This window comes from Amycolatopsis sp. NPDC058278 (genome assembly GCF_042881395.1).
In the GTDB taxonomy this organism is placed as follows: Bacteria; Actinomycetota; Actinomycetes; order Mycobacteriales; family Pseudonocardiaceae; genus Amycolatopsis.
The window spans coordinates 1-20,147 of record NZ_JBHVXZ010000101.1 but is presented as its reverse complement, the minus strand read 5'-3'; the positions used below and the strand labels follow the sequence as shown (position 1 = coordinate 20,147).

General features: G+C 71.2%; 20 protein-coding genes. 9 read left to right on the top strand and 11 right to left on the bottom strand.

All coding sequences use genetic code 11. The annotated features are described in order from the left end of the window. Window positions 1–519 precede the first annotated feature (519 nt). The 3 genes from ACFVYA_RS37210 to ACFVYA_RS37200 are packed head-to-tail and all read right to left on the bottom strand — an operon-like array spanning window position 520 to window position 2,656. Window positions 520–1,731, bottom strand: coding sequence for a Crp/Fnr family transcriptional regulator (locus ACFVYA_RS37210; protein WP_387051792.1), 1,212 nt, complete (start codon window positions 1,729–1,731; stop codon window positions 520–522). Further along, on the bottom strand, window positions 1,728–2,351 hold the full coding sequence (locus tag ACFVYA_RS37205) for a sigma-70 family RNA polymerase sigma factor (protein ID WP_387051791.1): 624 nt from the start codon (window positions 2,349–2,351) through the stop codon (window positions 1,728–1,730). The genes ACFVYA_RS37210 and ACFVYA_RS37205 overlap by 4 nt, the downstream gene beginning before the upstream one ends. Before the next feature lie 8 nt (window positions 2,352–2,359). Continuing rightward, window positions 2,360–2,656 (bottom strand): hypothetical protein, encoded by a 297-nt coding sequence (locus ACFVYA_RS37200; RefSeq protein WP_387051789.1) that lies wholly within the window; start codon window positions 2,654–2,656, stop codon window positions 2,360–2,362. A 419-nt stretch (window positions 2,657–3,075) separates the two neighbouring features. Between ACFVYA_RS37200 and ACFVYA_RS37195 the strand changes: the two genes are divergently transcribed. The 3 genes from ACFVYA_RS37195 (at window position 3,076) to ACFVYA_RS37185 (ending at window position 5,710) form a co-directional block, all read left to right on the top strand. Next, window positions 3,076–4,263, top strand: coding sequence for a recombinase family protein (locus ACFVYA_RS37195; protein WP_387051787.1), 1,188 nt, complete (start codon window positions 3,076–3,078; stop codon window positions 4,261–4,263). Window positions 4,264–4,587: 324 nt separating this feature from the next. Next, window positions 4,588–5,103, top strand: a complete 516-nt coding sequence (locus ACFVYA_RS37190) for a hypothetical protein (RefSeq protein ID WP_387051785.1) — start codon at window positions 4,588–4,590, stop codon at window positions 5,101–5,103. 214 nt (window positions 5,104–5,317) lie between these two features. Continuing rightward, on the top strand, window positions 5,318–5,710 hold the full coding sequence (locus tag ACFVYA_RS37185) for a nucleotide disphospho-sugar-binding domain-containing protein (protein WP_387051783.1): 393 nt from the start codon (window positions 5,318–5,320) through the stop codon (window positions 5,708–5,710). Here the strand turns inward: ACFVYA_RS37185 and ACFVYA_RS37180 are convergent. From ACFVYA_RS37180 to ACFVYA_RS37170, 3 genes are all read right to left on the bottom strand, one after another. Continuing rightward, entirely contained in the window at window positions 5,702–5,986 is a 285-nt protein-coding gene (locus ACFVYA_RS37180) for an FAD-dependent monooxygenase (protein ID WP_387051782.1), read from the bottom strand. The genes ACFVYA_RS37185 and ACFVYA_RS37180 overlap by 9 nt on opposite strands. Window positions 5,987–6,107: 121 nt before the next feature. Next, on the bottom strand, window positions 6,108–7,283 hold the full coding sequence (locus ACFVYA_RS37175; protein WP_387051781.1) for an ATP-binding protein: 1,176 nt from the start codon (window positions 7,281–7,283) through the stop codon (window positions 6,108–6,110). Further along, on the bottom strand, window positions 7,280–7,930 hold the full coding sequence (locus tag ACFVYA_RS37170; RefSeq protein WP_387051820.1) for a response regulator transcription factor: 651 nt from the start codon (window positions 7,928–7,930) through the stop codon (window positions 7,280–7,282). Before ACFVYA_RS37170 ends, ACFVYA_RS37175 begins: the two co-directional genes overlap by 4 nt. 87 nt (window positions 7,931–8,017) lie before the next feature. Here ACFVYA_RS37170 and ACFVYA_RS37165 point away from each other — a divergent pair, with 87 nt between their 5' ends. Genes ACFVYA_RS37165 through ACFVYA_RS37150 form a run of 4 tightly spaced genes read left to right on the top strand, consistent with a single transcriptional unit; the run spans window position 8,018 to window position 11,413 of the window. Further along, on the top strand, window positions 8,018–8,521 hold the full coding sequence (locus ACFVYA_RS37165; protein WP_387051780.1) for a hypothetical protein: 504 nt from the start codon (window positions 8,018–8,020) through the stop codon (window positions 8,519–8,521). Beyond that, window positions 8,518–9,564 carry a peptidoglycan-binding protein gene (locus ACFVYA_RS37160; RefSeq protein WP_387051778.1) on the top strand — a complete coding sequence of 349 codons (1,047 nt, stop codon included), beginning with the start codon at window positions 8,518–8,520 and terminating at the stop codon, window positions 9,562–9,564. The genes ACFVYA_RS37165 and ACFVYA_RS37160 overlap by 4 nt, the downstream gene beginning before the upstream one ends. Beyond that, the gene (locus ACFVYA_RS37155; protein WP_387051776.1) at window positions 9,561–10,214 is read left to right on the top strand and encodes an ABC transporter ATP-binding protein; all 654 of its coding nucleotides are present in this window, start codon (window positions 9,561–9,563) and stop codon (window positions 10,212–10,214) included. Before ACFVYA_RS37160 ends, ACFVYA_RS37155 begins: the two co-directional genes overlap by 4 nt. Next, entirely contained in the window at window positions 10,211–11,413 is a 1,203-nt protein-coding gene (locus ACFVYA_RS37150) for an ABC transporter permease (RefSeq protein ID WP_387051774.1), read from the top strand. Before ACFVYA_RS37155 ends, ACFVYA_RS37150 begins: the two co-directional genes overlap by 4 nt. 32 nt (window positions 11,414–11,445) lie before the next feature. Here ACFVYA_RS37150 and ACFVYA_RS37145 read toward each other — a convergent pair whose 3' ends face one another. From ACFVYA_RS37145 to ACFVYA_RS37135, 3 genes are read right to left on the bottom strand one after another with little or no spacing between them, the layout of a single operon-like run. Next, entirely contained in the window at window positions 11,446–12,165 is a 720-nt protein-coding gene (locus ACFVYA_RS37145; RefSeq protein ID WP_387051772.1) for an efflux RND transporter permease subunit, read from the bottom strand. Then, window positions 12,095–12,514, bottom strand: coding sequence for an efflux RND transporter permease subunit (locus ACFVYA_RS37140; RefSeq protein WP_387051770.1), 420 nt, complete (start codon window positions 12,512–12,514; stop codon window positions 12,095–12,097). Before ACFVYA_RS37140 ends, ACFVYA_RS37145 begins: the two co-directional genes overlap by 71 nt. Continuing rightward, window positions 12,412–12,993, bottom strand: coding sequence for a dihydrofolate reductase family protein (locus ACFVYA_RS37135; protein ID WP_387051768.1), 582 nt, complete (start codon window positions 12,991–12,993; stop codon window positions 12,412–12,414). The genes ACFVYA_RS37140 and ACFVYA_RS37135 overlap by 103 nt, the downstream gene beginning before the upstream one ends. Window positions 12,994–13,133: 140 nt before the next feature. Here ACFVYA_RS37135 and ACFVYA_RS37130 point away from each other — a divergent pair, with 140 nt between their 5' ends. After that, window positions 13,134–15,461 (top strand): S8 family serine peptidase, encoded by a 2,328-nt coding sequence (locus ACFVYA_RS37130; protein WP_387051766.1) that lies wholly within the window; start codon window positions 13,134–13,136, stop codon window positions 15,459–15,461. Window positions 15,462–15,509: 48 nt separating this feature from the next. Then, window positions 15,510–16,913, top strand: coding sequence for a hypothetical protein (locus ACFVYA_RS37125; protein ID WP_387051765.1), 1,404 nt, complete (start codon window positions 15,510–15,512; stop codon window positions 16,911–16,913). Window positions 16,914–16,954: 41 nt separating this feature from the next. On the opposite strand, the gene ACFVYA_RS37120 is transcribed toward ACFVYA_RS37125, so the two are convergent. Both ACFVYA_RS37120 and ACFVYA_RS37115 read right to left on the bottom strand, forming a co-directional pair. Beyond that, the gene (locus ACFVYA_RS37120; protein ID WP_387051763.1) at window positions 16,955–19,948 is read right to left on the bottom strand and encodes a BTAD domain-containing putative transcriptional regulator; all 2,994 of its coding nucleotides are present in this window, start codon (window positions 19,946–19,948) and stop codon (window positions 16,955–16,957) included. A gap of 122 nt (window positions 19,949–20,070) precedes the next feature. Then, window positions 20,071–20,147 (bottom strand): M15 family metallopeptidase (locus ACFVYA_RS37115; RefSeq protein ID WP_387051819.1); only part of this gene is annotated, 77 nt, incomplete at its 5' end.

Genomic DNA, 20,147 nt, shown 5'->3' with positions numbered 1-20,147 from the left:
AGCAGCGGCCACCATCGGCCACTTGGACGGACCAGGGTGCCGTCAGCATCCGCGGACCTCGATCACGCTCGGCGCCGTCGATTTTCGCGAGCAAGTGCCGTCGAATTCACGGACATAGCCATACAGCGCGAGGTTGGCCACGGCGGTGGCGAGGAGGTCGGCGATCGGGCCGACGTCTGCACCTCGAAGCGGCCGTCGTTGCGTACCCGGCGGGCCGCAACAGCTCCGACAAGGCGTGCTCGGTCGCGGTCGCGGTGCTCCGTCCTGAGTGGCTGAATGCTGGACGTGGAGGGTGCCCCCAGCGGCGGGCAAGCTCGGCGGTGGTCGGCTCGGTCAGCGACGCATGGTGCAGGTTCCAGTAGTTCGCGCGGCCCGCCGGCAGCTCCGCGAGCTGGAATTGCTCGAAGAGGGCGCGGCCGACATCGGTGAGCAGGACTTCCGGTGCGTCGTCGGCGACCGGCTCGCGCGCGGGCCCCACCAGGCCGAGTTCTCAGGCGACGGGGAGGTGGTCGTTGAACCTCAGCAGGGAGCTGAAGTGCGCGTAGACGTCGCCGTCGGGCCGGGCGGCGGCGAGTACGTAGGTCCAGGAGGTCGTAGTGCCGCTTCCGCGTTTGGCTCAGACCGGGCCAGCACGCGCAGGACGTGCAGCCGGCGGATGAGGATCCGGCGGCGGCCGGTCTCGACGATCCCCCGCTCCCGGAGCACGCCCAGCGCCCGCGCGACGGTCCGCCGGGCGGCGCCGACCTGCGCGGCGATGTCGGCCTGCGACAGCGAAGCTTCGATGACCACGCCCTCCGGGACGACCCGGCCGTGCTCCTCGGCCAGCCGCACCAGGTGCACAGCCACACGGCGGCTGACGTCGAAGGCGGCCGAGTCGACCCGCGCCGACTCGGCGTTGCGCAGCCGCACTGCGGCCGTCTTGATCGTCGCGAGGGCGATTTCGGGCCGCACGCGCAGGGCGTCGACGAACTCCGCGCCGGTCAACTGGAAGACTGTGCACGGCTCGATCGCCCGCACCGACGCCGTCCGCGGCCAGCCGGTCACCGCCGCGAGATCGCCCAGCACCTCACCGGGACCGCGCAGCCCGAAGAGCACTTCACGGCCGTCCTCGACGATCGTGGAGACCCGCACCCAGCCGGAAACCAGCACATGGACGTGGTCGGACGGATCGCCCTCCAAGAGCACGACGTCGTTCGCCCGGAATCGGCGGCGGACGCCCCGGCCGAGCAGGTAGTCGCGATCGGCGTCGGCGAGGTAGGCCAAGAGCGCACCCTGGTCTGGGATGGCGGCAGCCTCACCGCCCGGTGCGCTGCGCTCCTCCGCCTCAGCGGTGGCTATCTGTGGCTTCTCGGTCTTGGGGGTGGCCTGTGGCGGCGTTGTCTGCTGTTCGGTGGCCGCGTGCTCACGAAGAGGCTGGTCAGCCGCGGCGAAGATAGGGGCGACATCATATTGTTCACCTGGCGTTGCCAATGCGCTCGTGCGCTCGTCCGAGTCGTTGCTCTCGGCCGGAGCTTCCGCGCCGACGAACTCGACGTCGTGCTCTCGCCGCCAGGTCGTGTGGCGCTGGTGGGCTTGCTCGGCTACCTCAGCCAGTTCGTCGAGCTTCCTTTCCGAAGTTCGTGCCATCGCAGCGCGCAATTGGGCGGCGGTACGAGGCAGGTCCGCCGGTCGAGGCTCAGCCGAACGATCGCTGTCCTGGGTGCGGTCTTCGAAGTGGTTTTCGTCATTCATTCCTGCGCCTCCGATGTCCCCGCCTGCCTGATCCTCCCGGTGGTGGAGCGTGGTTCATAATCTGCCAGCAGGCCGCCGTTCTTGAGCTGGGCGAGGGCGTTTCTGAGGTGCTTGTTCACAGCAGTCCGCGACAGGCCCATCATCGCCGCCACTTCGTCGACGGTGAAGCCGTCGAAGTAGCGATAGAGCAGCGCCGTGCGTTGCTTCGGGGCCAGCTGATCTATCGCTGCCCGGATGTCCAGGCGAGTAGCGGCGTCGGCGGCGGCCGGGCAGAACCTGCTTGCCAGCAGCTCGAGCTCGACGGCCTCGACCGGCTCACAGGGGCGCCTCGTCGCTGCCCGAGCTCGATCGCGGATCCTTTTATCAGCGATGTGGATCAGCACTGGCGCGTACTCGGATGAGTCCAGCCGCCACTGCCGTTTGTCCGCGAACCGGATGAACCCCATCAGCATGTCGGTGTGGATCTCCTCGGCGTCGGGTTCGGAGACGCCTCGGCTTCGGATGAACCTGTAGGCCCGGTCAAGCAGCTGCTGTTGGGACGCCAGAAAGCGCCCCAGGGGATCCTGGAGCGCTTCTTCTGACCGCACACCGGGGTCGGGTGTGTCGGCGAGGTCGGTCACCGAAGGCCTTACTCCACCGTGATGGCGATTGACCAGGTCGCACCGTCGGGGTCGCTCGCCCGGATGTCGGCTCTCACGCGCGAGCCCGCCAGAGTTCCCGCGAGGACAATCATGGTGTCGCCGCGGTGGCGGATCCGCGCGGCGGCGTTGTGTCCGCGCAACGCGGTGTCAGCGAGCCTCACTACTCCGAGTCGACGGATCACCACCGGCTCGCCAGCAAGGTCGTACTGTTCGGACATATCGTGCTCCGTTCGCCGCTCGACGCTGTCACCTACGTAATCGTCGAGCGTCCGCGAAACGGTCACGTTTAGTTCAAGATTCTTTCCAGAACCTGCTTACGTCAAGCGATTCTCTGTAGCCGCGGGTCAGGACCATGCTTGGCCCACCCTGGCAGCAAGAAGCTCGCCGAACCACGAGCGGTACAGAATAGGGCGTTATACGCCGTAATACCGGCGATACCTCGACTGAGCTGTTCGGGCTAACGTTCCGAAGCTCACCGTCATGGCCTCGGGACAGATGCATCCGTTCAGCGTGATCCCACCTCGACCACCCCCTGAGTCAGCAACAGACACGGTGAGCCTGCTCGCGCAGTGGCTGCCCACTGGCAGAGCTACCCGACCCTCTCCCCTGTCACAGCCTCGAGGCAGGCTGCGGTTCGCCTTCTACGGCCGCACCTCAACCACCCGCCATCAAGACCGCGTCCTCACAAGGCTGGCAACGCGACATGGCCAACGACCTCATCGCCGGACACGGCCAGATCGTCGCCGCCTACTTCGACGCCGGCACCTCACGCCGCGTCCCATGGCCGCAGCGACCGCAAGCCTCCCGGCTCATAGCCGCAGCAGCCAGTCCGGAATCCACGATCGATGCGATCGTGGTCGGAGAGTACGAACGCGCCTTCACCGGCACCCAGTTCACCACCCTCTACACCTGGTGCACCCGACACGGCATCCAACTCTGGCTTCCCGAGACAGGCGGCCCCGTCGATCTCGGCAACCGCGACCACCGAGCACTGCTCGCTCTACTCGCCACGCAGTCGCAGCGCGAGGTCCTCCTCGCCCGCCACCGGGTCCTGGCTGCGATGCACAACCAGGCCACCCAGCAAGACCGCTACCTCGGCGGCCGGCCGCCCTACGGGTACCGACTCGTCGATGCCGGTCCCCACCCCAATCCGGCGGACGCCCGCTGGGGTCGGCGGCTGCAGCGGCTCGCTCCCGACTCTCACACGGCACCGCAGGTGGCCTGGATGTTCCGGCAACGTCTTGCCGGGCACAGCGTCGCGAGCATCGCCCGGCACCTCAACGAACGCGGTGTCCCCTGCCCGTCCAGCGCCGACCCGAACCGCAACCGCCACCGAACCCGCGGCGCCTGGACGCTACGCACCGTCGCCGTGATCCTGGCGAACCCGCGCTACACCGGACGACAGATCTGGAATCGTCGAGCCACCGGGGCCGAAGGCCCAGCCTCAGCGCCGGCACTCTCTGCCAAGACCGCGCATCCGGCTCTCGTAACGGAGCAGGACTTCGTCGCCGCGCAACAGATCCGGGCCGCGCGGCCGACCAGCGACGGCCAGGCTCGCCGGTTCGCCCTGGCCGGCCTGATCCACTGCGGTGTGTGCGACCGGCGGCTGGACTCGCACTGGAACCACGGCCGCCCGACCTACCGCTGCCGCCACGGCCACACCAGTACCCAACGCGCGGGTCAGCCGCGGCCGAAGACGCCTTACATCCGCGAAGACCACCTCGTCAACCAGATCGACATCCGGCTCGAAGACCCGGGTAACGACGGCCATACCAAGCTCGAGCCCGACCGAGCACGAAGCAGACGCGTCGCGGCAGCGCTACGCGACTCGGGAAGGTTCGTCGTCTTCGACAGCGCTGGATGGCGACTGGAGGAGATCGATTCGAGCTGAGCTACGATCGGCCCCGCTTCAAGATCGCGTTTCGCGATCCGTGGGGTAATACTGTGTCCGAGGGACTTGAACCCCCACACGTGGGATATCTCCCGTGTTTGGGGAGATCATGCCGTGAGTTTAGCGCGGAGCCATCGGGTACGCCCGCGCCGCCGAGGGGTGCGGCGCCGGCTCCAGACGCCCAACGGCCACTTGTAACGCACTGCCGCAGGCCGTTGTCCGAGGACAGAGTTACCGATTCCGTCCCGCTGGCCTAGCGAGATTAGCTCCTCTCACCTCTCCGCCGACGGCGGGCTGCGGGCCAAGCTCGCCCTGGCGCGGCGTATGCCCGCCCTGTTCACCGACGTGCTGCGCGACTGCCGGACGATCGCCGAAGCCCAGTCCGACGTCGATGTCATCGTCCACAACGGACAAATTGTGGCCGGTCCACACCTCGCCGAGAAGCTCGGCGTTCCCGCGGTGCTCGCGTTGCCGCTCCCGCTTTATGCGCCGACCACAGAGTTCCCGTGGCCCGGACAGAACCTTCCGCACGTGCTGCCCGGGCCGGTCAGCCGAGGCACCTACCTCGGCATGCGGGGAACGGAGGTGATGTTCGCCCGTGTGGTGGACCGGTTCCGCGCCGACCGCGGGTTGCCACGGCGCCGCGGCAGGCACGATCTCTTGCGGCGTCCCGATGGCGGCCCGGCGACCGTGCTGCACGCGGTGAGCCCGCACGTCCTGCCCCGCCCCGGCGACTGGCCGAGCACCGCGAGCGTCACCGGCTACTGGTTCCTGCACGACACCGAAGCGGACACCGGCGCGCTGCCGCCGGACCTGGCGACCTTCCTGGACACCCGGTGAGCCGCCGGTCTTCGTCGGATTCGGCAGTATGTCCGGCCCCGACCCCGCGGCGACCACGCGAACCGTGCTCGACGCCGTGGCACGGACCGGGGCGGCGGTGGTGTGTGCGGGCGATCCTCGCCACCGGATGGGGCGGCCTGACCCCGGACGAGGTCCCCGGCAGTGTCTTCGTCGCTGCTGACGTTCCGCACCACCTCGTGCTTCCCCGGAGTCGGTGGTCGTACACCACGGTGGCGCCGGGACGACCGCCGCCGCGGTCGCCGCCGGACGACCGCAGGTCATCTGCCCGTTCGTCGCCGACCAGCCCTTCTGGGGACGTCGCATGGCCCACCTCGGCGTCGCACCACCACCGATTTCCCAACGCCGGCTGACTGCGGTCAAACTCGCCGAAGCCATCGACCAGGCAGCCGGCTTCGCCTCGGAGGCGGCCGAGCTGGGCAGCCGGGTTCGCGCCGAACGGGGTACGCGAAGCCGTGCGGCAGCTGGCGGGGTGATCCGGCTCTATGTGCGCGCGGGCAGGCGCGGGGGTTGCCATCGCCAGGTGGCATTGCCGTCGGCGGCGATGCTTTTGCGCCACAGGGCGGCGGGCATCAGCGGATCATGGTGACCAACGCCCCGTGGGCGGCCCGCGAGGTGGTCCGGTCGCCGTCTTCCGGGCGCCCCGGGCGGTGGCCTGGGTCCGGGACCGCCGTTCGGCGTCGTAGCGGCGCAAGGCGACCTCAACGGTCGGCTCGGCGGCGAGGACGACGGCGTCTTCGAGAGATTGCCCCGCACCTTGGCCGCGATGGGGACTCATCGCGTGTGCGGCGTCGCCGAGCAGCGCCACCCGCCCGTTCACGTAGGAGGGCAAGGGTTCCAGGTCGTGGATGTCGACGTGGATCACCGATCCGGGCGGAGTGCGGCTGATCAGCTCTGGGATCGGGTCGTGCCAGGTTCCGACGCGGCGCGTGACCTCGAGCTCCGTGCCACCGTCCTGTCCGGCCCGGTCCTGGTCGATGCCCGCGCTATCGAGGGAGGGTGACGGTGATGGTGAGGCCGCCGCCGGGTCTGGGGTGGGCGGTGATCTGCCCGTCGTGCACGGCGATGATCGACGCGGCCAGGGCCAGACCGAGGCCGAAGCCGTCGCTGCTGGTGCGGTCGTGCAGACGCCGGAACGGTTCGAACAGGCTGTCGAGGTTGTCCGGGGGAACTGCCGGGCCGGTGTTGGCGACGGTCATGACGGTCTGGCCGTCCGTGGTGGTCGTGGTGAGCCAGATGTCGCCGCCGGGGACGTTGTAGCGTGCGGCGTTGTCGACGAGGTTGGCGACGAGGCGTTCCAGGAGCACCGGATCGCCGGAGGTCACCGCCGGTCGCAGGGCCGGGTGTGAGCGGCGGTCGCGGAGGTCGATGGAGTCGAGCACGTCCTCGGCGACGGTGGCCAGGTCGACCTCCTCCCGTACGGTGAGCCCGATCTCGTTGCGGGCGAGGGTCAGCAGCGCGTCCACGAGCCGCTCGGCGTTGTCGACGGCGACGCGGATGTCCCGTCCCATGCGGACCAGGTCGGCCGGTCCGGGATCCGGTTTGGCGTGCACGACATCCACGGTCGTGCGCATGACAGCCAGCGGGGTGCGCAGCTCGTGGCTGGCGTTGGCGATGAACCTGCGCTGGCTGTCGAACGCGGCCTGGAGCCGGCCGAGCATGTCGTCGAAGGTGTCGGCCAGGTCGCGCAGCTCGTCGCGGGGGCCGGCCAGCGACACCCGAGCGGACAAGTTGTGCTCGGACGCGGTGCGCGCGGCCGCGGTGATCTTGTGGACCGGCCGCAGCACCCGGCCGGCGACGACCCAGCCGGCGAGCGCGGCGAGCGCGATGACCACCCCCAGCGTGGTCAGTGAGTACCCCAGCAGGTGGGACAGGGTCGCGTCGCGCTGGTTCCGGGCGCCCTGCAGGGCATCGATCATCGAGGGCAGCGAAGCGCATTTCTCCCGCAGGTTCGCGTCCACTGCGGGCTGGCTCTGCTGCCGGCACTGGTCGAGGGCCGCCTGTGGATCGCCGGACACACTGATCTGCTGGGCGCCGTTGACGAGAGGCAGGCCGGCGACGAGCGCGTAGGTGACGCCTACGACGACGGCTCCGCAGGCAGCGAACAAGCCGGTGTACAGCACGGTCAGGCGCGTCCGGACGGTCAGCCGTGGCCGGATCACATCCGGTACCCCTTGCCCACCACGGTCTCGATCAGCGGGGGCGACCCGAGCTTGCGTCGCAGCCGGGTCATCGTCACCGAGACGATGTTGCTGAACGGGTCCACATGGGCGTCCCAGACGTGCTCGAGCAGCTCCTCGGCGCTGACCACGGCACCGTCGGCCGCCACGAGCAACTCCAGGACGCCGAACTCCTTGCGGGTCAAGGACAGTGCGCGGGCTCCACGGCTGGCGCGGTGCCGGGCGCGGTCCACGGTGAGGTCGCCGCGCCGGGCGACGGGCGGCGCGGAGGGCGCCCGGCGGCACAGGGCGCGCACCCGCGCCACCAGCTCGTGGAACGCGAACGGCTTGCCGAGGTAGTCGTCGGCGCCCAGCTCCAGACCGTCGACCCGATCGTCCACCCCGGACGCCGCGGTCAGCATGAGGATCCGGGCGCCGCCCTCGGCCGCGGCGAGCGTCCGGCACACCTGGTCACCGTGCACCGCCGGCAGGTCCCGGTCGAGCAGCACCACGTCATAGGCGGTGTGCCCGGCGGCGTCGAGCGCGGCCGCTCCATCGTGCACGACGTCCACGGCCATACCCGCGTCACGCAGACCCTCGGCGATCCGAGCGGCCAACGTCGTGTGGTCCTCAGCCACCAGTACTCGCACGACGCCATTGTGCGCCACGGTGGATGACATCCGCGCGACATTCGCCGTCGGGCTGGTGTCACCGGCTCCGGCGTAGACCTCACGACCATGAGACGACTTGGTGCGACAACCCTCCTGCTGCTTGCCCTGCTCGCCGCCTGTGACAACGGCGGATCGGCGCCCGGCGCGGGCCCGACGACGAGCGCGAGGGCGGTGAACTCGATGGCGGACTTCGCCAAGTGCATGCGTGAGCACGGCCAGAACGTGCCGGACCCGGATCCGAATTCCGGTGAGCAGTCCCTCGCCGCGCCCGACGGGGCGTCGAGCCAGGAGTGGAACGCGGCCATGCGGGCCTGCGGGCAGCTGCTACCCAACGGCGGAGCGCCGCAAGCCCCGGATCAGCAGGAGCTCGACGGGCTGCGGGCGTACGCGGCGTGCATGCGCGAGCACGGAATCGAGGCGAGCGATCCCGATCCGGACACCGGCCGGATCACGTTCGGTGGCCGTCTCGCCGACGCCGACCGGGCCGAGCTCCGGAACGATCCGGGCTACCAGGCGGCGCAACAGGCATGCGAGGGCAAGCTGGCCGAGCCGAAAGGCAAGGGCAAGTGAACCGGCGAGCCATCGTCGCGACCGGTTCGGCGGTGCTCGTCGTCGGCGCGGCGGCGGCCGCCACGATCGGCTTCGGCGGGCACGGTTCGGCGCCACCCTCCCCGGCGACCGACCTGCCACCGGCGACCGCACCGGTCATCCGGACCACGTTGACGCAGACCCAGGACGTGAACGGCACGCTCGGCCACGGCACTCCGGTCCCGGTGACCGCGAGCGGTCCGGGCACCATCACCTGGCTGCCGGAACCGGGCTCGGTGGTCGACCGCGGCCGGCCGGTCTGCAAACGGGACGACCGCCCGGTGCCGCTGCTGCTCGGCAGGCTGCCGCTCTACCGGGAGCTGCGGTCCGGGCTCGACGGCGACGACGTCAAGGAGGTCGAGGAGAACCTGGCCGCCCTCGGTTACCGCGGGTTCACCGTGGACAGCAGCTACACCGCGGCGACCGCGAGCGCGGTGCGCAAGTGGCAGGGCGATCTCGGGCTCGTCCGGACCGGTGCCCTCGACCCGGCCGCCGTCGTCGTCGCGCCCACCGCGTTCCGGGTCGCGTCGGTCACCGGGCGCGTCGGCGACCACGCGGGTGGTCAGCTGCTCACGTACACCGGCACCACCAGGGGCGTGCAGATCGCCCTCCCCGTGGCCCTGCAGACGCTGGTCCGGCCGGGCATCGCCGCGACGATCAAGCTGCCGGACGCCAAGACGGTCCACGGCACGGTCGCGACGGTCGGCTCCGTGGCCGTCGCCGGGCGGCAGGAGGGCGACCCGGCGACCATCGCCGTCACGGTCGGCGTGGCGGAGCAGGCCGCGCTCGGCAGCCTCGACGAGGCGCCGGTCACCGTCAAGCTGGTCTCGGCGACCGTGCGGGACGTGCTGACGGTTCCGGTCGCCGCGCTCACCGTGTTCCCCGACGGCCGGTACGCCGTGCGGGTGGTGACCGGGTCGGCCGGCCACCTCGTGGCCGTCGACCTCGGCATGTTCGCCGACGGCCGGGTGCAGGTCTCCGGTGACAGGATCACCGAGAGCACCCGGGTGGGAGTGCCGTCGTGATCACTCTCGATCGGGTCGGCAAGACCTACCCCGGCGGTGTTCAGGCCCTTCGCGACGTGTCGCTCACCATCGAACACGGCGAGTTCGTCGGCGTCGTCGGTCCGTCCGGGTCGGGGAAGTCGACGATGCTGCACCTGATCGGCGCGCTGGACCTGCCGACCAACGGTTCGGTGACGATCGCCGGACACGACCTGTCCCGGCTCTCCGATGGCCGGTTGTCCGCCCTGCGCGGGCGAACCATCGGCTTCGTTTTCCAGCAGTACCACCTCGCGCCGGGCGTCCCGGCGCTGGACAACGTGGCCGACGGCCTGCTCTATACCGGCGTCGGACTGCGCGAGCGACGGCGTCGTGCCGAGCGGGCCCTGTGCCGGGTGGGCCTGGACCACCGCATCGGCAACCGCCCGCACCAGCTCTCCGGCGGTGAGAAGCAGCGGGTCGCGATCGCCCGTGCGATCGTCGGTGAGCCGGAGCTGGTCCTGGCCGACGAGCCGACCGGGAGCCTCGACTCCCGCTCCGGGGCGCAGGTGCTGCGACTGCTGCTCGACCTCAACGTCGCCGGCACCACCGTCGTGGTGATCACTCATGATCGTGAGATCGCCGCCGGCCTGCCCCGCCGGGTGGAGATCCGCGACGGGCAGGTGATCTCGTGACCGCCACGACCCGAGCCGCCCGCCTTTCCCCCCGGGACGTCCTTCGGGTCGGCGCGGCCGGCTTGCGAACCCGTCCGCTCCGGGTGGTTCTCTCCGCGCTGGGCATTGCGATCGGCATCGCCGCAATGGTCTGCGTAGTGGGCATCGCGAGCTCGAGCCGGGCGGACCTGGACCGCCGGCTCGCCGCGCTCGGCACGAACCTGCTCAAGGTCGCCCCCGGCGAGAGCCTGTTCGGCGAAGCCTCCCACCTGCCGAACGAGTCGGTAGCGAGGATCGGCGAGATCGACCGCGTCACCTCGGTGACCGCCACGGCGAAGGTGACCACCGCACACGTGTACCGCAGCGACCGGATACCGCCGGCGGAGACGGGCAGCCTCTCGGTACTCGCCGCGCGGACGGACCTGCTCGGCACGGTCGGTGGCCGGATGGCCGGCGGCGCCTGGCTCAACGCGGCGACCGAGCGGTACCCGGCGGTGGTACTGGGGTCGACCGCCGCGCAGCGGCTCGGTACCGGGACGGCGGCGGTGGGCACCCAGGTCTGGCTGGCCGGCCGGTGGTTCACCGTGGTGGGCGTGCTCGATCCGATCCCGCTCGCACCGGAGCTGGACTACGCGGCGCTGATCGGCTGGCCGACCGCGATCTCCGACCTACGTTTTGACGGGTATCCGACGACCGTCTACACCCGGATCCGCGACGACGCCGTGGTGGACGTCCAGGGGATCCTCGCCAGGGCAGCCAATCCGGAGCACCCGAACGAGGTGAACGTGTCACGCCCGTCGGACGCGCTCGTGGCCAGGCAAGCCGCCGATGCCGCCTTGACCGGGCTGCTGCTCGGGCTGGGCGCGGTCGCGCTGCTCGTCGGTGGCGTGGGTGTGGCCAACACGATGGTGATCTCCGTACTGGAACGGCGCCCCGAGATCGGCCTGCGCCGGGCGCTGGGCGCCACCCGCGGGCAGATCCGCCTGCAGTTCCTCAGCGAGTCGCTCCTGCTCTCGTTGCTCGGCGGACTCGGCGGCGCGCTGCTGGCGATGGCGGTCACCACCGGATACGCCACCTACCAGGACTGGCCCGTGGTGGTACCGCCCTGGGCGACCGCCGGCGGCGTGCTCGCCACGCTGGTGATCGGCGCCGGTGCCGGCGTCTACCCGGCCTGGAGAGCCGCTCGTCTCTCGCCCACCGAAGCCCTGGGCACGGCTTGAACACGCCGGCCGGTCACCGAGCAGCGACCACCTCAAACCCCCTGCGGCGCAATGGGATCCTCAACCTCGACGGACCGCCCGGCCCGCCCGAAGCGCAGGTAGAGGGCCGGCAGGACGAACAGGTTGAGCAGGGTCGAGGTGACCGGACCCCCGGCGATCACCACAGCCATCGGGTGCTCAATCTCGTGTCCCGGGACGTCCCCCGCAATCACCAGCGGCGACACCGCCAACCCGGTGGCGAGCGCGGTCATCACGATCGGCCGCAGTCGTTCGCGGGCCCCGAGCAGCACCAGGTCAAGGCCGAACGGCATCCCTTCCACCTCTTCCAGGTGGTGGAAGTGGCTGATCAGCATGATTCCGTTGCGCGCGGCGACCCCGAACACCGTGAACAACCCGACCAATGCCCCCAGCGAAAGCATGCCGCCGTTGATCAGCGCGGCCAGGATGCCGTCGACGACGGCCATCGGCAGCGAGAGGAACGCGAGCGTCGTCATCCGCCAGTCGCGGAACGGGACTGCAGCAGCAACAGGATGGCGACCGCCGCGCCGATCGCGACGAGCAGGATCCGCCCTTGCGCCGCCTGCCGTTCCTGGTACGTGCCCGAGCAGCTCGGCGTGGAACCCCTGCGGGTACCGGATGTCCTTCAGCTTCTGGTCGATGTCACCGACCACCGCGCCGAGATCACGACCGGACATCTCCGCCGTGACGTCGATGCGGCGCGCGGCGTTCTCGTGCTTGATCGTGTCGGGCACCGGGACGAGGGCGACGTCCGCGATGTCGCCCTCGCTCCACCTGGCCGCCGGAGGGCTTGTCCAGTAGCAGGTTCCGGACGTCGGTGACGCTGTGGCGGACCTGCGGTGTGCTCCACACCTGGACGTCGTAGGTCTTGCCGCCGCGGTAGATGTCGCCGACCTCCTCCCCCGCGATCAATGTGCCCGCGGCCCAGCGCGCGTCACTCGGCTTGAGCCCGTGCTTCTGGGCCTCGTCGAGCTTCACCGTCACCTGCAGCTGCGGCTCGTCCTGCTGCAGCTCGACCTTCGCGTCCACCGTGCCCGCCACCCCCGCGATCGCGTTCTTGACCTCGTCCGCCTTGGCCCGCATGGTCTCCAGGTCCGTGCCGTGCCACCGCCCACCAGGACCGGATGCGTGACGATCGCGTACTCGTCGATCAGCCCGGCCCGCATGGCCGCCCCGGCGAGCGTCGCGCCTCCGATGCGCATCGAGCCACCGTCCCCCGCCTTGAGCCGGGTGATCTCGGCGACCGGGTCACCGGTGACCAGGCGGGTGTTCCAGCCGACCTCGTCGATCGTCGAGGAGAACACCACCTTCGGCGGGTCCCGCCAGTTCCGCGCGAACTCGATCTGCGCCGGCGTGGCGTCGGGCTGCCGGTCGCCGGTCGGCCAGTAGGAGCTCATGGCCTCCCACAGCTTCCGTCCGTACAGCATCAAGCCGATCCCCAGCTCCTGGTCGAGCCACCACCGGAACAGCTCGTCGCTCGGGTCGCTCCAGCCGATGTCGTCTCCGGGCGCGGCGATGTAGCCGTCCAGGGTCAGGTTCATGCCGAAGATCAGTTTCCGCATCGTGTCAGCCTCTCGTGAGTCGATCTCACACGTACAGACGGGCGCGGCGCGGAAACCTGATCGGTGCCCGATCTGCGTCCGCGGGCGTCACGTGCAGGTTCCGTGCAGAATTCATGCGCTCCGCCGGGAGAGTTCCGCGGATGGGGCTACTGCACGAGACGCGGCGCCGCCTGGCCGCCGTGGGGCTGGCGGTTTTGGCCGCGGTCGCGTCGATCCAGGGTGAGGGACGGGCCGCGAACGCGCCCGGCGAGATCCGGTCCGAGGGCGGCGCCACGGCGGTCGCGGACAGTTACATCGTGGTGGTCAGGGACGGGACAGCCGTCGCCGAACGTGCCCAGCGGCTGGCGGAGGCGTACGGCGGCACCGTGGCCCGGGTCTACACGAATGCGCTGTACGGCTTCGAGGCGCACCTGACCGAGCAGGCGGCACAGCGGCTGGCCGCCGATCCGGCGGTGTCCTATGTAGAGCAGAACCACCTGGTCACCGCGGCGGACACCCAGTGGAACTCGACGTGGGGCCTGGACCGCGTCGACCAGGCGGGCCTGCCGCTCGACAAGCAGTACACGTTCCCCAACACGGGCGACGGCGTGCACGCGTACGTCCTCGACACCGGCATCCGCACGTCCCACCAGGAGTTCGGGGGCCGGGCCGTCAGCGGGTTCGACGCGGTCGACGGGACCCGCACCGACGACTGCAACGGGCACGGTACCCACGTGGCCGGCGTCCTCGGCGGTGCCCGCCACGGCATCGCCAAGGGCGTGTCCCTGGTGTCGGTCCGGGTGCTCGACTGTTCGGCGAACGGGACGTTCGCCCAGCTCGTCGCCGGCGTGGACTGGGTGACGGCGAACGCGGTGAAGCCGGCCGTGGCGAACATCAGCCTCAGCGGCGCGACGAACTCCGCGGTGAACGACGCCGTGGCCAGGTCGATCGCCTCCGGCGTCGTGTACGCGGTGGCCGCCTCCAACCAGGCGGACGACGCGTGCACCCGGTCACCCGCCAGTGCGCCCGACGCCATCACGGTCGGCGCGACCGGGAGCGACGACGCTCGCGCCCCCTACTCGAACTACGGCACCTGCCTGGACATCTTCGCGCCCGGAACCGACATCACGGCCGCCGACGGGATCGGCGACGGCGCGACGGCCACCCGGAGCGGCACGTCCGAGTCCGCGCCCCACGTCGCGGGCGCGGCGGCGTTGCTGCTTTCGCGGAACCCCGGCTGGACCCCGGCCCAGGTCCGGGACCACCTGGTCACGCACGCGACGCCGGGAGTGGTCGCCGACGCCGGCGCGGGCTCGCCGAACCTGCTGCTGCGCGTGGACGAGGCCGCCGCCTCGGCGCCGCGGTTCATGCCGCTGGCCACCCCGGTCGGCGTGCTGGACACCCGGGACGGCACCGGCGGGACGGCCGGCCAGATGGGCGCGCGCACCACCACCACGTTCCCCGTCCTGGGCATCGGGGGCATCCCGTCGGCCGGCGTGAAGGCGGTGCTCGTCCGGGTCGCGGTGAACGCGCCGTCGGCCTCGACGTACCTGACGGTGTTCCCGGACCAGAGCACCCGGCCGAGCGGGGTGTCGATGGTCAACGCGACCGTCGGCGAGAACCTCTCCAACGTCGCCGTCGTGACGCCGGGGGTGAACGGGCGGCTCGCGGTCTACAACAACGACGGCAACGCGTACCTGATCGTCGACGTACAGGGGTACTTCACCGCGACGACCGGCGGCGTCGGCGGCGGGTACACACCCGTGAACCCCACCCGGGTGGCCGACACCCGCAGCGGGCTCGGCACGACCTCCGGCACCATCCCCGCCGGAGGCAGCCGTACGGTCACCCTCACCGGGACGAGCGTGCCGGCCGGCACCACGGCGGCGTTCGTCAACCTGGTCGTGCCCGCCGCCACCGCCGGTGGCTGGCTGGCCGCCGCGCCGCCCGGGACCGCACCTCGCGAGGCCGTGCTCAACTACGTGGTGGGCGCGACCCAGTCGGGAGCCGCGGTCCGGCTCGGGCCGGACGGCCGCGTGACGTTCTTCAACAAGGGTTCCACGCCGGTCGACCTGGCAGTGACCGTCGAGGGCTACTTCTCGCCCGCCGCCGGGCCGAACACCGGGCTCCGGCCGGTGGCGCCGGCCAGGCTGCTCGACACGCGCACCGCCGGCACGGGCCAGCCCGTCGCCGCAGGGGCCACGATCGACGTGCAGGTGGCGGGGACCGGCCCGGTGCCCGCCGTCGGCGTCGCGGGCGTCGTGCTCAACCTGACGGCGGCCGCGCCCGCGCAGGCGGGATGGCTCACGGCCTGGCCGGTCGGCAGCGCACAACCCTCGGTCACCCTCATGGACTTCGGTGCCGACCACGCGCGAGCCAACACCGTCGTCCTCACCCCGGGAACCGGCGGGAAGATCCGGATCAAGAACGGCGGTGCCGGGCCGATCCACGTCCTCGTGGACGTCCAGGGCTGGTACGGCACGGCCTAGGCACGACCCGATGTCCACAATGGAGCAATGACTGGAGGACTCCGCAGAATGTCCAGATTGGTCGCAAGAACCACCCTGCTCAGCTTGGTCGCGTCGGCCTGCGTCGTCGCAGGACCGGCGGTCACGGCGAACGCGGTCACCACCGACCAGCCGGCCACGCCCACCGCCGTCGAGGTCTTCACCGCCGATCCGTCCCCGGACGCTCCGGAGCTGGCCGCGGACGCCCAGTTCGCGCTGGGTACCGCGCTGGAGCGGACCGAGGCGAAGCCCGGCGACCTCGCCCCACCGTACGTCGACACCTACACGGGCAAGCTGTACGCACCGACGGTCCACGAGACGTCGGCCGACGCCGAAGCACCCATCGTCGTGGACTACGCCACGCTGCCGGACCCGGGCACCGACCTGGCGGACGAGCCGGAGGACCCGCCGCCCCCCGGTGAGGAGGCGCCCCTGGCCCAGCCGGCCCGGTTCGCCGCGGCCGACCCGCTGCCGACGACGGGCACGAAGACCTTCTACCCCATCGTGCGGCAGGTGAAGTACAGCCAGGCGGCGCTGGACGCGACCGTCGACGACGCGATCACGGCCGACGTGCCCGGCAAGGACAACATCGTCGCCACCTACGTCCAGGAGGACCACAACCGGGTCGTCGTGGAGGCCAATGCGGTCACCGAGGACATGCGCACCGCACTGGCTGCCAAGTACGGCTCGGACAAGGTCGCCATCTACCTCGACCCGACGTCCCAGCGGCCGGCGCCGGCGAGCAGGAACAACGACACCAACCCCTTCAAGGGCGGGTCCGCGGCCTTCGGCTGCACCAACGGTTTCTCCTGGAACAACGGCAGCAAGGAGTACATGGTGACCGCCGGCCACTGCGCTGACGGGGCGGGCCTCAACTGGTGGATGTCGGACGGGTCGCGCGTCGGCACGACCACCAAGTACGACACCTGGGAAGACTGGGGTTCGGTCAAACTGCCCGGCCAGAACACTTACGCCGGCGACGCCGCGCTCATCGAGATGTGGGGCGCCAACGACACCATCGGTAAGCTCTACACCGGCAACCGGACGTCCAACTCCAGCCGGGACGTCGCCCGCTCCGAACTCGCGTACAAGGGCAAGAAGTACTGCACGGGTGGGAAGAACAAGGGCGTGATCTGCAACTGGAAGATCGACCGGACCGCCTTGACGACCCGCTATCGGGACGGCTCGGTCGCCCGCAACATGTTCCGCGGCAAGAAAAAGGGCTGGTGCCTCTGGGCCGGCGACTCCGGCGGTCCCGTCTACACCACGCAGAGCAACGGCAAAATCGTGGCCAAGGGCCTCATCTCCGGCGCCGCAGGTGGCGGCGGCGACCACTTCGCCGGCCGGTTCGACGGTGACCCCTGCATCGGCTGGTTCAGCGAGATCGTCCGCGCCGAGAAGGCGTTCCCCGGCGCCATCACCAGGCGTCCGTGAACCACGGGGGCCCGTCCCTGCCGGGACGGGCTCCCTGCTCCTCACTCGGCCGGGCCCTCCCGGGAGCCCATCCGATCGAACAGCTCCCGGGCCTGTTTCCACGCCGGCTCGGCCACCGCGTCTCCCCGAGCCGAATGCACGTCCCCGAGTGCCCACAACGCGTGTGCGTACAGGGCACCGCCTCCGGCCTCCGACATGCTGACCGCACGCGACGCGAGGGTCAGTGCCGAGTCGAGTTCGCCGTCGTCGGCCACCAGGCGCGCGAGCCGCCGGAGGAACCCGGCCTCGTCCGCGTAGGCGCCGACGCTCCGCACCATTTCCAGGCCCAGCTCGAACAGTTCCCGCGCCTCGGCCGACCGGCCCCGTGCCGCCAGGTGGTCGCCGAGGGAACAGCCCGCGTAGGCGTGGTGGAGGAGCATCCCGTTGTCCCCGGTCACGGTGAAGGCGTGCCGCAGCCACCGCTCCCCTTCTTCGTGGTCGCCCAGGACCGTGACGGTCAGGCCAAGCACACCCGACGTCACGCTCTCCCCGAACTTGTCCCCGGACCCGGTGAACTGCTCCAGAGCCGACTCGGCGAGCGTCACGGCCGTGTCCCAGTCACCGCGCTCGTACCGGAGGACCGCGGCCTTCTGCTTGACGTAAGCGGCTTCCAGCGCGTCGCCCACCGACACGAACCGCTCCATCGCCCGGTCGCACCACACCAGTGCACCGTCGATGTCCCCGGTCCACCGCAGCAGCTCGCCCAGCCCGAACTCGGCCTGCGCCCGGCCCCAGTCGTCACCGAGCTCGTCGTAGGTCGCCAGGCACCGCTCGTAGCCCCGTCGCGCCTCGGCCAGGTGGAGCTGGGCGAGGTCCACCGCGGCCAGCCCGCAGCGCATCGCGGCCTCCGCACCCCGGTCGCCGGCCCGCTCGGCCGCGTCCAGACCGGAGAGGTGCAGGGCACGCATGTCGTCGTAGTGCCCGGAGGTCTCCAGGAACACGGACATCGACGCCGCGATCTGCCAGGCGAACCCGCCGCCCGAAGTGACCACTGTGGACACGATGGTCCGTCGTTCGGCTTCCAGCCACGTCCGGCCGTCGACGGTCAGGTCCTCGGCCCCGGGCACGTGCCACGGCACGGCCGGCTGCGAGACGCAGGGTGCACGCCGGGGCGACTGCCGCTTCGCGGCATCGGCGACCATCGCGACCCAGGCGCCGTTCAGCCGGCCCGCGGCCGCGCGGCGGTCGCCGGGGTCGCAGGCGTCCGCGAGTTCGACGGCGTACGCGCGGACGAGGTCGTGCAGCCGGTACCGGGCTTCGCCGGTGCCGTTCCGGCCGGCGTACTCGACGAGCTGCACCCGGACCAGCGTGTCGAGCCTGGCTTCCGCCTCGCCGGCCGCGGTGCCGGCCAGCGCCGCCAGGTGCCATGCGGCGAAGTCACCGGCGGGCAGCATGCCGAGCAGCGCGAACGCGCGCGCGTCCGCGGGCGGCAGCGCCTGCCGGCTCAGCTCCAGGCTCGCCCGGACCTCGATGCCGCCGAGGCGGAGCTCGTCGAGCCGCCGCCGCTCGTCGGTGAGCCGATCGGCCAAGGTGCGCACCAGCCGGTGCGGTTGCGCCGCGAGCCGCCCGGCCGCGATGCGCAGCGCGAGGGGCAACCGGCCGCACAGCTCGACGAGCCGTTCGACCTGCGGGCGTTCCGCGCTTGTGCGTTCCGCGCCGAGGATCGCGGTCAGCATCCTTTCGCACGCGTCGGCGTCGAGGACGTCGAGCACCAGGCGATGCGCCCCGGGCAGCGCTGTCAGCGGGGCACGGCTGGTCACGATCACCGCGCTTCCCGCGGTGCCCGGCAAGAGCGGGAGCACCTGCGGCTCGTCGGCCGCGTTGTCGAGCACGATCAGGACGCGCTGGTCCGCCGTGCGCGACCGGTACAGCGCGGCACGGTCAGCCGGGTGGTCGGGGACAGCGTCGCCGGGAACTCCCAGCGCGCCCAGCAACCGGGCCAGCACCTCGTGGGGGTCCTCCGGGTGCGGGCCGCCGCCGCGCAGGTCGACGTGCAGTTGCCCACCGGGGAATCCGGACCGGATGCGGTGGGCGATGTGGACGGCGAGGGCGGTCTTGCCGACGCCCGGTTTGCCGTACACGGCGAGCACGGGCACCGTCGTGCCCTCCTCCGGGACGAGCACGGCCAGTGCGGCCGCGACCTGGTCGTCCCGGCCGGTGAAGTCGCCGACGTCCAGCGGCAGCTGCGCCGGCACCGCCCGTTGCGGCTCCGGCGCAGCAGCGGCGTCGAGCAGCGCCGGGTCCGCCCGCAGGATGCGCTGGTGGAGTTCCCGCAGCTCGGGACCGGGTTCGATGCCGAGCTCATCGGTGTAGCGGCTGCGCATCGACCGGTAGACCTGGAGAGCCTCGCCGCTGCGCCCCTGCCGGTGCAACGCGAGCATGAGCCGGCTGTACGGGCTGTCCCGGAGCGGGTGGCGTCCGATCAGGACGGTCAACGCCGCCACGGCCTCCCGGTGCCGTCCCAGCGCGATGTCGACGTCCGCGGCACCCTCGATCGCCGACGCGTGCTCCTCTTCGAGGCGGGCAGCCTCGGCCCGCGCGGCCGGCCCCTGCGCGTCGCTGAGGGCCGGGCCCCGCCACAGCGCGAGGGCGGACGCGTACAGGTCACGCGCCTGTTCCGGGTGGCCGTTCGCGAACGCTTCCCGCGCACGTGCCACCGTCGTCGTGAACTCGGCGCTGTCCACCCACGCGTCGTCGAGCCGGAGCACGTACCCCGCGGACCGGGTGCCGATCAGGTCGCTCCCGACCCCGATCTCGCCGAGAGCCCGGCGGAGGTCCACGATGAGCGTCCGCACCCTGGCCGCCGCGCTGGCCGGCGCGCGCTCTCCCCAGAGCCCGTCGACCAGGCTGGTTCCCGGTACCACCCGGTTGGCGTTGAGCAGCAGGATGACCAGCAGGGAGCGCTGCATACCGGTCAGCCGCGCGGTCCGGTCCCGGACCTGCGCCTCGACCGTACCGAGCACCCGGAACCCGAGAGCGGGACTCGCATCGACCAACAGGCACCTCCACGCGACCCGGGTATCGGCCGGCAAGCACTTCTGTCCACGAGACCCGCCCAGGATCGCCGCCGAGGCGATCCTGGGCGTTTCACTCATTCCCCGGCGGTTTTCTTCGTGTGTCAGGGCTTCTCGAAGTGCTGGTAGTCGATCGGGGTGTCCCAGGAGCCGCCCCAGGTCCAGCCGCGGGTGGTGAAGG